The organism is Acinetobacter towneri, assembly GCF_017498585.1.
Taxonomy (GTDB): domain Bacteria; phylum Pseudomonadota; class Gammaproteobacteria; order Pseudomonadales; family Moraxellaceae; genus Acinetobacter; species Acinetobacter towneri.
Window position 1 is genome coordinate 552,299 of sequence record NZ_CP071766.1, and the last position, 13,791, is coordinate 566,089.

The 13,791-nt window shown below is 44.0% G+C and carries 8 protein-coding genes and 2 rRNA genes; 6 read left to right on the forward strand and 4 right to left on the reverse strand.

Annotated elements, in window-relative coordinates:
• Nucleotides 1–266 precede the first annotated feature (266 nt).
• A 23S ribosomal RNA gene (locus tag J4G44_RS02675) occupies nucleotides 267–3,156 on the forward strand.
• Between the two features lie 191 nt (nucleotides 3,157–3,347).
• Nucleotides 3,348–3,462: ribosomal RNA gene (rrf, locus tag J4G44_RS02680) — 5S ribosomal RNA — on the forward strand.
• 73 nt (nucleotides 3,463–3,535) lie between these two features.
• On the opposite strand, the gene J4G44_RS02685 is transcribed toward rrf, so the two are convergent.
• Both J4G44_RS02685 and J4G44_RS02690 read right to left on the reverse strand, forming a co-directional pair.
• Nucleotides 3,536–4,498: an IS30 family transposase gene (locus J4G44_RS02685; protein WP_068532856.1), complete on the reverse strand. Its 963-nt coding sequence runs from the start codon at nucleotides 4,496–4,498 to the stop codon at nucleotides 3,536–3,538.
• Nucleotides 4,499–4,662: 164 nt separating this feature from the next.
• Entirely contained in the window at nucleotides 4,663–5,346 is a 684-nt protein-coding gene (locus tag J4G44_RS02690) for a TIGR04219 family outer membrane beta-barrel protein (protein ID WP_179988883.1), read from the reverse strand.
• Between the two features lie 173 nt (nucleotides 5,347–5,519).
• Here J4G44_RS02690 and J4G44_RS02695 point away from each other — a divergent pair, with 173 nt between their 5' ends.
• From J4G44_RS02695 to J4G44_RS02705, 3 genes are all read left to right on the forward strand, one after another.
• Entirely contained in the window at nucleotides 5,520–6,962 is a 1,443-nt protein-coding gene (locus J4G44_RS02695) for an aldehyde dehydrogenase family protein (protein ID WP_207973811.1), read from the forward strand.
• Between the two features lie 565 nt (nucleotides 6,963–7,527).
• Nucleotides 7,528–9,012 (forward strand): sodium-dependent transporter, encoded by a 1,485-nt coding sequence (locus J4G44_RS02700; protein WP_104852799.1) that lies wholly within the window; start codon nucleotides 7,528–7,530, stop codon nucleotides 9,010–9,012.
• A 1-nt stretch (nucleotide 9,013) separates the two neighbouring features.
• Nucleotides 9,014–9,124 carry a methionine/alanine import family NSS transporter small subunit gene (locus tag J4G44_RS02705; RefSeq protein ID WP_004970370.1) on the forward strand — a complete coding sequence of 37 codons (111 nt, stop codon included), beginning with the start codon at nucleotides 9,014–9,016 and terminating at the stop codon, nucleotides 9,122–9,124.
• Nucleotides 9,125–9,253: 129 nt separating this feature from the next.
• Here J4G44_RS02705 and rsmB read toward each other — a convergent pair whose 3' ends face one another.
• Both rsmB and fmt read right to left on the reverse strand, forming a co-directional pair.
• Nucleotides 9,254–10,561 (reverse strand): 16S rRNA (cytosine(967)-C(5))-methyltransferase RsmB, encoded by a 1,308-nt coding sequence (gene rsmB, locus J4G44_RS02710; protein ID WP_207973812.1) that lies wholly within the window; start codon nucleotides 10,559–10,561, stop codon nucleotides 9,254–9,256.
• Nucleotides 10,558–11,520 carry a methionyl-tRNA formyltransferase gene (fmt, locus tag J4G44_RS02715; RefSeq protein ID WP_180052266.1) on the reverse strand — a complete coding sequence of 321 codons (963 nt, stop codon included), beginning with the start codon at nucleotides 11,518–11,520 and terminating at the stop codon, nucleotides 10,558–10,560. Before fmt ends, rsmB begins: the two co-directional genes overlap by 4 nt.
• A 370-nt stretch (nucleotides 11,521–11,890) precedes the next feature.
• Between fmt and ilvD the strand changes: the two genes are divergently transcribed.
• Complete coding sequence (ilvD, locus tag J4G44_RS02720; protein ID WP_180062510.1) at nucleotides 11,891–13,720, forward strand: dihydroxy-acid dehydratase; 1,830 nt, start codon at nucleotides 11,891–11,893, stop codon at nucleotides 13,718–13,720.
• The last annotated feature ends 71 nt before the right edge of the window (nucleotides 13,721–13,791 follow it).

Below are 13,791 nucleotides of genomic sequence, written 5' to 3' on the forward strand. Positions count from 1 at the left end.
ACAGATTGGCAAAATTGAGTCTGAAATAAATTGTTCAACTCATTTAATTCAAGATTGACAGTAATGCTTCGGTGTTACGGTTTAATTACGAATTGAAATGAGAACTAGCAAATTAACTGAATCAAGCGTTTTGGTATATGAATCTAATTGAAGCTGTACAGTGCTTAAGTGCACAAGACATCAAACTGTGAATTAAATAAATATTTTATATTTATTTAATTGTCTTAATCCTACTTGTAGGGATTAACGACTGTTTGGGGTTGTATAGTCAAGTAATTAAGTGCATGTGGTGGATGCCTTGGCAGTCAGAGGCGATGAAAGACGTGATAGCCTGCGAAAAGCTCCGGGGAGGCGGCAAATATCCTTTGATCCGGAGATTTCTGAATGGGGAAACCCACCTACCTTAAGGTAGGTATCGTATGATGAATACATAGTCATACGAAGCGAACGCGGGGAAGTGAAACATCTCAGTACCCGTAGGAAAAGAAATCAATTGAGATTCCCTCAGTAGCGGCGAGCGAAAGGGGAAAAGCCCATTAAGTTATGTGTGTTTTAGTGGAATGCTCTGGGAAGTGCAACCATAGTGGGTGATAGTCCTGTACACGAAAGGGCACACATAATGATGACGAGTAGGGCGAGGCACGTGAAACCTTGTCTGAATATGGGGGGACCATCCTCCAAGGCTAAATACTCCTGACTGACCGATAGTGAACCAGTACCGTGAGGGAAAGGCGAAAAGAACCCCTGTGAGGGGAGTGAAATAGATCCTGAAACCGCATGCATACAAGCAGTGGGAGCCACTTCGTGTGGTGACTGCGTACCTTTTGTATAATGGGTCAGCGACTTATATTCAGTAGCAAGGTTAACCGAATAGGGGAGCCGTAGAGAAATCGAGTCTTAATAGGGCGTATAGTTGCTGGGTATAGACCCGAAACCGGGTGATCTATCCATGAGCAGGTTGAAGGTTGGGTAACACTAACTGGAGGACCGAACCCACTGTCGTTGAAAAGCCAGGGGATGACTTGTGGATAGGGGTGAAAGGCTAATCAAACTCGGTGATAGCTGGTTCTCCCCGAAAGCTATTTAGGTAGCGCCTCGGACGAATACCATTGGGGGTAGAGCACTGTTTCGGCTAGGGGGTCATCCCGACTTACCAAACCGATGCAAACTCCGAATACCAATGAGTACTATCCGGGAGACAGACTGCGGGTGCTAACGTCCGTAGTCAAGAGGAAAACAATCCAGACCGCCAGCTAAGGCCCCAAAATCATAGTTAAGTGGGAAACGATGTGGGAAGGCATAGACAGCTAGGAGGTTGGCTTAGAAGCAGCCACCCTTTAAAGAAAGCGTAATAGCTCACTAGTCGAGTCGGCCTGCGCGGAAGATGTAACGGGGCTAAAACTATGTGCCGAAGCTGCGGATGTATACATTGTATACGTGGTAGGGAGCGTTCTGTAAGCCGAAGAAGGTGGATTGAGAAGTCTGCTGGAGGTATCAGAAGTGCGAATGCTGACGTGAGTAACGACAAAACGGGTGAAAAACCCGTTCGCTGAAAGACCAAGGGTTCCAGTCCAACGTTAATCGGGGCTGGGTGAGTCGACCCCTAAGGCGAGGCCGAGAGGCGTAGTCGATGGGAAATTGGTTAATATTCCAATACTTCAGTGTAATGCGATGAGAGGACGGAGAAGGTTAAGTCAGCCTGGCGTTGGTTGTCCAGGTGAAAGGAAGTAGGCATGCATCTTAGGCAAATCCGGGGTGCTCTATGCTGAGATCTGATAGCAAGCTGTACTTGTACAGTGAAGTGGCTGATACCCTGCTTCCAGGAAAAGTCTCTAAGCTTCAGTTACACTGGAATCGTACCCGAAACCGACACAGGTGGTCAGGTCGAGTAGACCAAAGCGCTTGAGAGAACTCTGCTGAAGGAACTAGGCAAAATGGTACCGTAACTTCGGGAGAAGGTACGCTGTTGATGGTGATAGGACTCGCTCCTTGAGCTGTCGACAGCCTCAGAAACCAGGCCGCTGCAACTGTTTATTAAAAACATAGCACTCTGCAAACACGAAAGTGGACGTATAGGGTGTGATGCCTGCCCGGTGCTGGAAGGTTAATTGATGGGGTTAGCGTAAGCGAAGCTCTTGATCGAAGCCCCAGTAAACGGCGGCCGTAACTATAACGGTCCTAAGGTAGCGAAATTCCTTGTCGGGTAAGTTCCGACCTGCACGAATGGCATAATGATGGCGGCGCTGTCTCCAGCAGAGGCTCAGTGAAATCGAATTCGCCGTGAAGATGCGGTGTACCCGCGGCTAGACGGAAAGACCCCGTGAACCTTTACTGCAGCTTGACATTGAACTTTGACCTTACTTGTGTAGGATAGGTGGGAGGCTTTGAAACTTGGACGCTAGTCCGAGTGGAGCCGTCCTTGAAATACCACCCTGGTAATGTTGAGGTTCTAACTCTGTCCCGTTATCCGGGACGAGGACCATGTCCGTGGGTAGTTTGACTGGGGCGGTCTCCTCCTAAAGAGTAACGGAGGAGTACGAAGGTGCGCTCAGCGTGGTCGGAAATCACGCGTAGAGTATAAAGGCAAAAGCGCGCTTAACTGCGAGACCCACAAGTCGAGCAGGTACGAAAGTAGGTCTTAGTGATCCGTGGTTCTGTATGGAAGGGCCATCGCTCAACGGATAAAAGGTACTCTGGGGATAACAGGCTGATACCGCCCAAGAGTTCATATCGACGGCGGTGTTTGGCACCTCGATGTCGGCTCATCTCATCCTGGGGCTGAAGCAGGTCCCAAGGGTATGGCTGTTCGCCATTTAAAGAGGTACGCGAGCTGGGTTTAGAACGTCGTGAGACAGTTCGGTCCCTATCTACCGTGGGCGCTGGAAATTTGAGAGGATCTGCTCCTAGTACGAGAGGACCAGAGTGGACGAACCTCTCGTGTACCGGTTGTGACGCCAGTCGCATCGCCGGGTAGCTATGTTCGGAAGGGATAACCGCTGAAAGCATCTAAGCGGGAAGCCTACCTCAAGATAAGATTTCCCCGAGGCTTTATGCCTCCTAAAGAGCCGTTGAAGACTACGACGTTGATAGGTTGGATGTGGAAGCATAGCGATATGTGAAGCTGACCAATACTAATTGCTCGTGAGGCTTGACTATACAACACCCAAACAGTTGGGGTTGTATGCTCAATCGATTCAAATCCAATCAGTCAATTCAGACTGATCTTGATTTAGTTAACGCTAAACAATAAAATTCAGACCCAATACAGCCCAATCTGTTACAGATTCGGAAAACGCAGTGCATCACAGTCGTGAATAAGACCAATGCAAGTCTCCGTAAACAGTTGTGCTGGCGACCATAGCAAGAGTGAACCACCTGATCCCTTCCCGAACTCAGAAGTGAAACCTCTTCGCGCTGATGGTAGTGTGGGGTTACCCATGTGAGAGTAAGTCATCGCCAGCTCATTATTCAAACACCCTCAACTAGCGTTGGGGGTGTTTTTTATGGGAGAAAGAAAACTTTAAGAAGGGCGGATTCAAGCGGCAAGTGCAACAGTATAAAAACCAGCCATAACTTCACTCGGTGTATACCAACCTAGTGTTTTTCTAGGACGATGGTTGAGTGCAAATTCTATCTGCTCTATTTGTTCGTTTGACACGTCATCAAACGATGATGATTTTGGCAGATATTGACGGATTAAACCATTCGTATTTTCATTTCTAGCTCGCTGAATAGACTTGTAAGGATCAGCAAAATACGTCTCTATGCCAGCATCAGTAATTCTTTTGTGTTCGGAAAATTCTTTGCCATTATCAAATGTCACACTATAAGCATGGCTCATTTGTAAACGATCTAATGCACAAGTAATCGTTTGAGAGGATGCTCTCGTTGGCCCTAAATGAACAATATGTACATACAGGCTCTTTCGATCAACGAGAGTCAATAAAGCACCTTTATGATGTTTACCAATCACCGTGTCACCTTCGAAATCTCCTAAACGTTGTCGTTGATCAATGACCTGGTCTCGGCAGTGAATACTTGTTTTATCAATGATTTGCCCCCTACGATCCGTGTTTTTGTAACCGCGTTTTCGATATTTCTTCTGAAGCCTTAAGTGTAGATAAAGTTTACCGCCTTTTGATTTATCTTGATAAATGTACTGGTAAATCCACTCATGTGAAGGTACACCCAGCCAACCGCGTTGTGTTAAAGCACCTGAAATTTGTTCTGGTGACCAGTCCAAACCAATCAAATAATCAATATAAGCGAAGGCAAATGCTGTCATTGATGATGAAGGACGGTACCGTCTTTGACTTGCAAATTTAGCTGCCTGTTGAGCTCTATATCCACGTTGCCCAGTATTTCTTTTTAATTCACGGTAGATGGTTGATCGTGAACGTCCTAACTCTCGAGCAAGGGTAGCGATTGAACTTTTACTTTTCAAAGTAGCATAAATTTCGTATCTTTCATCTTGAGAAAGTTGGGTGTATTTCTTCATTGTGTGCTTTCCAATTGCGAGTTGAAAAAGTCTAATGATTCTATGAATACACCTAACTTTTTCAACTAACTACAAATGTGTTGCACTTGGGATTTGAATCTGCGAAGAATAAAAAACCCTTAAAAATAATTTAAGGGTTTTAAACTTATATAAATATCAAATATTTAGAAATGTGCTTCTAAACCTAAATATGGGCCTTTAAACTCTAATTGAGTTTCCTGATTGGAATCTTGATTGAGCTTAATATCTAAAATGCGATAACCTGCTTTTAAACCAACATCGACTAAAATGGCATCTATAAAGTTATATTTAATTTCTGCCTGAGCATCACGAACTTCATTGTCGCTATTTTTGGCATAGTTAGCTTCAGCTTTGGCACTTAAACCTGTAAATGGCAATTTGACCGCTGCTTCTGCATACAGCATAGCTAAAGTTTCACTGACGTCTTGTGTCGAAAACAAATTCGATCTTAAGTCGCCTTCAAGTACTTTGGCACCAAATCCAACATCTGCGGCAACAATGTTATCTAAAATTTCATAATATAAAATGAAGTCTGAGTAATCTAAATCTAGTTGATTGATTTTTACACCAGCAGCGCTTTGCTCGCTTTCGGCCTGCAAATTGGCATGTTTAATTTTAGCATTGGGTAAAAATGGTACTGGATGCTCTACTGCTAGACTGAAGGGTAAGGCAAAATCATCATCCAAGTTTGGTGATAACTGAGCCTGATTCCAGTCTGCGCTATATTTCCAATAATCTACGCTGGCTTTTACCCCAATAATATCGGCATGCACCGCTGAACAACTAATTAAACTGCATGCTAAAGCAAAACGTTGTAATGTAAGCATATAAACTCTAGTATTTTGTCATCATCATTTGGGATGAATGGTTTAGTGTTGTGATGTTCTCGTGACAAAAAATCATGTGAAATATTGTCCAACTTAGCGCATCATACATTTTCTTGAATCAAAATTCTTGTAAAAATATAGCCTAATTCGCGCCAAAAATAGAGGATTTCAGTATGCAAAATGTCCATCCACCTGTCGATTATCCGCTCTATCTTGCCAATAAAGCCGTAGAAACAGGGCAATGGTTAGCCGTTCAGCATAAATATTCTCAAAATTTATATGCGCGTGTTGCACTTGCCGATGAAAAAAGTATTGAAAAGGCCATTCGTGCAGCCGTAAAAGCAGAAGCTGAAATGGCAAAATTACAGCCCTTTCAAAAACAAAAAATTCTGTTGCATTGTGTGCAGCGTTTTCAAAACATGCGTGAAGAATTGGTCGAAATTTTAATTGCCGAAGGTGGAAAACCACGTTTGGCTGCGATGGCAGAAGTCGAGCGTTTAATTAATACCTTCCAAATTGCGGCAGATGCGGTGTCACAACTAGATGAAGGGCGTATTTTGCCGTTGGCAGTGACGGCTGCTGCTGCGAATTATCAAGGGATGGTTAAGCATGTACCCATTGGTACCGTGTCTTTGATTAGTCCTTTTAATTTTCCGTTGAATTTAACTGCACATAAAATTGCACCTGCGATTGCCGCAGGTTGTCCTTTTGTATTAAAACCTGCCAGTGCCACGCCTATTTCAGCATTGAAAATTGCAGAAGTGTTGGCAGAAACAGATTTACCTAAAGGTGCGTTTTCGGTATTGCCTTGTGAGCGTGAACAAGCTGATGTTTTAGTGACAGATGACCGCTTTAAACTGCTCAGTTTTACCGGTTCAGATGTGGTGGGTTGGGATATGAAAGCCCGCGCAGGACGCAAAAAAGTAACGCTAGAGTTGGGCGGCAATGCAGCAGTGATGATTGAACCCGATACTGAATTGAATGATGCATTGATTCATCGCTTAATTGGTGGTGCGTATAATCATGCTGGGCAGGTGTGTATTAGTGTGCAACGTATTTTGGTGCATGCTGACGTATATGCCGAACTGAAAAAGAAACTTGTGAGCCAGCTCAAGAAAATTAAAGCGGCAGATCCTGATTTAGACAGCACTTTAGTCGGGCCAATGATTAAGGAAGCTGAAGCGCAGCGCTTGAAAAAGTGGATTGATAAAGCGGTGAAAAAAGGTGCAAAAATATTGGCAGGTGGCGAGCTGAAAGGTGTGATGTTTGAGCCGACTTTATTGGAACAGGTCGATCCAAACTTGGAGGTTTATAAAGATGAAGTTTTTGGCCCTGTTGCCATTTTGGAAAAATATTCATCTTTTGAACAAGGAATTACACGTATTAACCAAAGCCGTTTTGGTTTACAGGCGGGTATTTATACACAAAGCTTGGAAAAAATGCTGTATGCATGGGATCAGTTACAAGTTGGTGGGGTGATTATTAATGATATTCCATCGTTCCGTGTGGACAATATGCCTTATGGTGGCGTGAAGGATTCAGGTTTAGGGCGTGAAGGGATTCAATCTGCTATTCGGGATATGCAGGAAGAGCGTTTATTGGTAATTAAGCGTTAAGTATCTGATCTAATGATGCATCATTATAAATAAAGAGAAAGGATGAGTTAACTCTGAATTTTGAGATGATTGATTACAGCGCTGTGGTTTGGTGAATAATAAGCTACAGCGCTGCTATAATAGATGAAAAGTAAAACAACTCAAATAGCACCAACATTACATTCCAAATAGTTATATGACTTATAACCAAAAAATCAAGTCAAAATGGAGTGGAATTTGAACGTTTGATTAAAAAAATGCATACAAAAAGCATCTTTCTAAGCAGAATTTACAGAAAAATTGTTCAAAAATGAGTATTGTTAAGCCATACAAAAGCGCAATATTGGGCAAAGACTTTAAGCAAGATTTTCCGAATATTTCGCTGTTTGACCTTTAGAATTTGATGCTCAAAAGGTGTGACTCTAAAGCAAACACCCAGATTTTCATTTTTTGCAGGATATTTTTTGCGTGCGCTAAAGTACCGTTATATAAAGTAAATTTAAGCTAATGAAAAAGCAAGTTATTTATATAAAAGGTCAGAATTAAAAAACAAGCAGCAAAAAATAGCCTGAAGTTTAGGTGTTCTATGACAGATTCTCGTGAGAGTTGGTCCGCGCGATCAGGCTTTATTATCGCAGCCATTGGTTCTGCGGTCGGGTTGGGCAATATTTGGCGTTTCCCTTATGTTGCCTATGAAAATGGCGGCGGCGCATTTTTAATCCCTTATTTAATTGCGATCTTTGCCGCAGGTTTGCCATTGCTGTTTTTGGACTATGCAGTTGGGCATAAATACCGTAAAGCACCACCAACCGCTTATAAAAAGCTCATGAACAGTGAAGCATTGGGCTGGTGGCAGGTGATGGTGACTTTGCTGATTGGTATTTACTATGCCAGCGTATTGTCTTGGGCAGGCAGTTATATGTTCTATTCCATTGGTCAGCAATGGGGAACAGACACTGAAAAATTCTTTTTCACAAGCTACTTACAAAATGGTGAAGGCTTAGCCTTTGGTTTTGTACCAACCTTATTTATTGGTCTAGTCATCGTATGGACGGTGGTGATGTTCATTTTATACGGCGGGGTGAAAAAAGGGGTTGAGCTGTCAAATAAAATCTTTATACCACTTTTGCTGATTTTGTTCTCTATTCTCGTGGTTCAAGCTTTACGTTTACCGGGTGCAGTCGATGGCTTAAATGCTTTCTTTACGCCTAACTGGGAAGCGATGGCGAACTATAAAGTATGGTTAGCTGCCTTTGGTCATATCTTCTTCTCACTTTCAGTGGGTTTCGGGATTATGTTGACCTACTCATCTTACCTAAAACGTAAAACCAACTTGACTGGTTCAGGCTTGGTGGTTGCACTTGCAAACTCATCTTTTGAAATTTTAGCGGGTATTGGTATTTTTGCTGCGCTTGGTTTCATGGCGTACAGCGCAGGTTCATCGGTAGATGAAGTGGTTTCTGGTGGTATTGGTTTAGCCTTTATTGCATTCCCGAAAATCATTTCAAGCTTGGGTGCAGGTGGCGATTTATTTGGTTTCTTATTCTTCGCTTCATTGACGGTTGCAGGGGTGACCTCAATGGTGAGTATTCTGCAAGTGCCCATTGCTGCGTTCCAAGACAAACTGGGTTGGTCGCGTAAGCGTGCAGTAACCATCATTGCGGGTGGTTCAGCTATTGTTTCAACCATTTTATTCTCTACCCACAGCGCGATCACTTTTGTCGACATCATTGACTACTTTGCCAACAACATTGGTATTGTTGGTGGTGGTTTATTGTCGATCATTTTGGTGACTTGGTTCCGTCGTCCATTGCTCAAAGAATTGCAGCAACACGTTAACCAATACTCAAGCATTAAATTGGGTTGGGGCTGGAATTTCCTGTTAACCATCGTGACGCCGCTTTCATTGCTCGTGGCTTTAGGCTTAACCCTGAAATCTATTTTTGCAGAAGGCTATGGTGGTTATCCATTACACATTTTACTCACCGTGGGTGGTGGTACCGTGGTGCTCTTTATTATTGGCGCGGTATTGCTTAGCCGCTTAAAAGATCACGACGCAGCGGAGAAATAAGATGAATACATCTGCATTGGTGATGTTGATTATTTCAACAGTGGTACTTTGGGGTGGTTTAGTTTTGGCGATGATTCACCTGATCAAAAACCCAGATGAACTCGAAGACTAAGCATTTTGCTGAAACGGGTGCGATGCTGTAAAGCATTGCACTGGCTAACTAAAATAACCCTTGATTGATTCAAGGGTTATTTTTTTGGAAAGGCTATTAAATGAGAAGAATCGTTAAAACAGAAATAGCTTAGGCGGTTTTTTCAATACGACAATAATAAAAACCATCCCCGCGTCCTTGTTGCGGCAATAATTGGCGCCCATACAGTTGTGGAATGCCCCAATCTGCCTCAATTTTGACTTCTTTGGCATTTTGATGTTCGGCAAAGAATTGCTGCATTTGCTGTTCATTTTCGGCTTTTAAAACCGAGCAGGTAATGTAAAGCAAGGTGCCACCAACTTTGAGCTGTTGCCACATCTGCTGCAAAATCTGTTGCTGTAATACCACCGTCTGCTGAATATCGCTAGATTGACGCAGCAAACGAATATCTGGATGACGACGCAAGACTCCAATTGCAGAACACGGTGCATCCAATACAATACAGTCTACTGCTTCACTGGCATTCCATGTGGTTGCATCGGCAGCCAAAATTTCAACTTGCGCTTCTTGATTCAGTTGCAGACGTTCTAGATTTTCGCTGACACGTAACAGACGTTTGGTATCCTGATCTATGGCAATCAATTTTTTAGGCTGAAATTTTTCAAGCAGATGCGCTGTTTTACCACCGGGTGCTGCGCAGGCATCGACTACCACTTTGCCATCTAAATTTGGCAAGAGCGTTGCACACAGTTGGGCATGTTCGTCCTGTACGGAAAATACGCCTTCATCAAAACCAGGCAAGTCTGGAATGTGCACATTTTGCAGCATCACAATACCGACTTCAGACACGGTGCAAGCTTCTGCAGCAATCTCTTGTTCCTGCAAAATTTCTAAATAGTCATCGCGGCTGATTTGGCGTGTATTGACTCTTAAAGTCAGAGGCGCGGTTTGCTTTAAAGTTTGCGTCAGTTGTTCTTGTTGTTCAGGCCAATCTTTTTTCAGACGTTTATACAACCAACTTGGCAAACCATGTGCCTGCGCCAAAGCCTTTTGAAATTCCGATGTTTCACGTGAAACACGACGCAGAATTGCATTCACCACACCGCTGAGTGCTTGATAGCCCAATTGTTTGGCTGCAGTTACGGTTTCAGAAATTGCGGCATGACTGGCTACACGAGTACAAAGCACTTGATATAAGCCGACATATAAACAGGTTTCAACAGTTTCATTGTTGAGTGGTTTCACCAACAGCGGCAAAGTAATGCTTTTTAGGGCATACCATTGACGCAAAGTGCCCAAAACCAGTTCATGAAACAAGGCGCGGTCACGTTCTGCGACTTTACTTAAATGTGCAGGTAAAACGCTCGCCAATGATTGCCCTTGTTGTACAGCCAATAGCGTACGGATGACTTGGGCACGCAAGTTCAAATGTGAGTTGCCTGATTCAGAATGGCTCATGCGAGAACTTGTCCTGTTTGAAGTTTTTGAGTTTGAATGATTTGCACAGGATTCAGCGGTTTAGCGCCTGGCCATTGCAACGAGCTTAAGCATACCGCTTGTTGATCGCCACAAGCGACGTGTACGCCTTGTTTGTCCAGTTTTAAAATTGTGCCTGCAGCTTTGCCTTGTGCAGATTCATCCGATAATGCTGAACCCCAAACGCGCAAGTTTTGTGTTTCATCTAAAGGGATAAACGCCACCGGCCACGGGTTAAAGGCACGGATATTACGGTCAATTTCGGCTGCAGTTTGTGACCAGTCAATTCGTGCTTCGGCTTTGGTCAATTTGTGTGCATAGACCGTCAAGGCTTCATCTTGCACTTCACGCGCGGCTAAATAGTCTTGCAATTTTTGTTCTGAAGCCAGTACTTCAACAATTGCTTTGGCACCTTGCTGCGCCAGTTTGTCATGTAAAGTGGCAGAGGTGTCTGTGGCAGTAATTGGGCATAGGGTTTTATACATCATATCGCCCGTATCTAAGCCTGCAGCCATTTTCATAATGGTGATGCCTGTTTCGGTATCACCTGTGGCAATCGCGCGCTGAATCGGCGCTGCACCACGCCAACGTGGCAATAACGAACCGTGAATATTCAAGCAGCCATATTTAGGAGTATCTAAAACCACTTGCGGCAAGATTAAACCATAGGCCGCAACCACCATCACATCGGCATTCAATGCAGCCAATTCTTGTTGGGCCGCCAGACCTTCTTCAGTAGATGATTTAAAATGCAAAGGTTGATAGACAGGAAGATCGTGTTGTAGTGCCAATTGCTTCACCGCAGATGCTGTGAGTTTTTGTCCGCGTCCTGCTTTACGGTCAGGCTGGGTGTAAACCGCGACAATCTCATGGTCGGTGTTCAGGAGTGCTGCCAAAGCGCTTGCAGCAAATTCAGGCGTACCTGCAAAAACGATTTTCAATGGAAATCAACCCATAGTTTTAGATGACGCGGCAATTATAACAAATTGCAGCCCAAAGGTCGGAACGGGTTGTAACAAATCCACCTTGTCGCTGTGCTATAAATTATTATGATAAAAATTAGTAATGCAAAATTTAAAAATTATTCATGAAAGTTTTGTATTGCATTCAGTATGATCAACAAGGTGCTGTGGGTTCTCGTCACTTTTTATCCATCATAAAGTTGGTAAAGCAGCAGCCTTACTACCTCAAGCTGTAGTAAAATAGAAAGACTCTTAAACTATTTTGCAGTGATACAGATCTTGCAAACAGTATTATTTCGCCAGAATGAATTTCAGATTCATTTCAGCACAACCAAGTTGGAACTTTATAATGCCTGACTATCGTTCAAAAACATCGACACACGGAAGAAATATGGCGGGTGCACGCGGCTTATGGCGTGCAACGGGTATGAAAGACGAAGATTTCGGTAAGCCGATTATTGCGGTGGTCAACTCATTTACCCAATTTGTACCTGGCCATGTGCATTTAAAAGACCTCGGTCAAATGGTGGCAGAGCAAATTCAGGCGGCAGGTGGTGTTGCCAAAGAATTTAACACCATTGCTGTAGATGACGGGATTGCCATGGGTCATGACGGCATGTTGTATTCATTGCCATCGCGTGACTTGATTGCCGACTCGGTAGAATACATGGTCAGCGCACACTGCGCCGATGCAATGGTGTGTATATCCAACTGTGACAAAATCACACCAGGGATGCTGATGGCTGCTATGCGTCTGAACATTCCAGTGGTGTTTGTGTCTGGCGGCCCAATGGAAGCAGGTAAAGTCAAAATTCGTGGCAATGAACACGCGATTGACTTGATTGACGCGATGATTGTGGCGGCAGATGACAACTATACGGATGAAGAAGTTGCTGAATATGAGCGTTCTGCATGTCCAACTTGTGGTTCATGCTCAGGGATGTTCACTGCAAACTCAATGAACTGCTTAACAGAAGCTCTAGGTTTATCTTTACCGGGCAACGGTTCAATTGTAGCAACTCACGCCAACCGTAAAAAACTGTTTGATAAAGCAGGTCAGTTGATTGTGGAATTGGCCAAACGCCATTATGAACAAGACGATTACAGCGTATTGCCACGTTCAATTGCAACCAAAGCATCTTATGAAAATGCTATGACGTTGGACATTGCCATGGGCGGTTCAACCAACACCGTACTGCACTTGTTGGCGGCTGCCAATGAGGCAGGTGTGGATTTCACCATGGATGACATTGACCGTTTATCACGTAAAGTGCCTGTACTATGTAAAGTAGCGCCTGCAAAACAAGATGTTCACATGGAAGATGTACACCGTGCGGGTGGCATTATGTCTATTTTAGGCGAGCTGGATCGCGCAGGTTTATTGGACACTTCAGTAGGCACAGTTCACGAAGCGACTTTAAAAGATGCTTTGGATAAATGGGACATCATCCGTACCGAAAATGAAGACGTTTACCAGTTCTTCCGTTCTGCACCGGGCGGCGTAGCCACCCAAACAGCATTCTCACAAGACCGTTACTATTCACGTTTAGATGGTGACCGTGACAATGGTGTGATTCGTAATGCAGAACACGCTTTCTCTAAAGATGGTGGTTTGGCGGTACTTTACGGCAACATTGCTTTGGATGGCTGTATTGTCAAAACTGCAGGGGTAGATGATTCCATTTTGAAATTTAACGGCACAGCACGTGTTTTTGAAAGTCAGGATGCTGCAGTAGACGCGATTTTGGGCGGTAAAATCACAGCGGGTGATGTGGTGGTGATTCGCTACGAAGGCCCACGTGGTGGCCCAGGTATGCAAGAAATGCTCTATCCAACCAGCTATTTGAAATCGAAAGGTTTAGGTAAAGAATGTGCATTACTGACTGATGGTCGTTTCTCGGGCGGTTCTTCAGGTCTTTCAATTGGTCACGTTTCTCCAGAAGCGGCTGAAGGTGGCGCGATTGGTCTGGTTGAAGATGGTGACCGTATCGAAATTGATATTCCAAACCGCAGCATTCACTTGGCGGTAGATGACGCAACCATGGCGGCACGTCGTGAAGCGCAAGAAGCTAAAGGCTGGCATCCTGCAGAAGAACGTCCACGTAAAATTTCTAAAGCGTTGAAAGCCTATGCTATGCACACTACTAGTGCGGCAAAAGGTGCGGTACGTGAAATCTAAGCAGTACTTAGCAATTTAAGCTGCCACAAAAAAGCACTCCAAAATTGGGGTGCTTTTTTATGAGCCTGCCA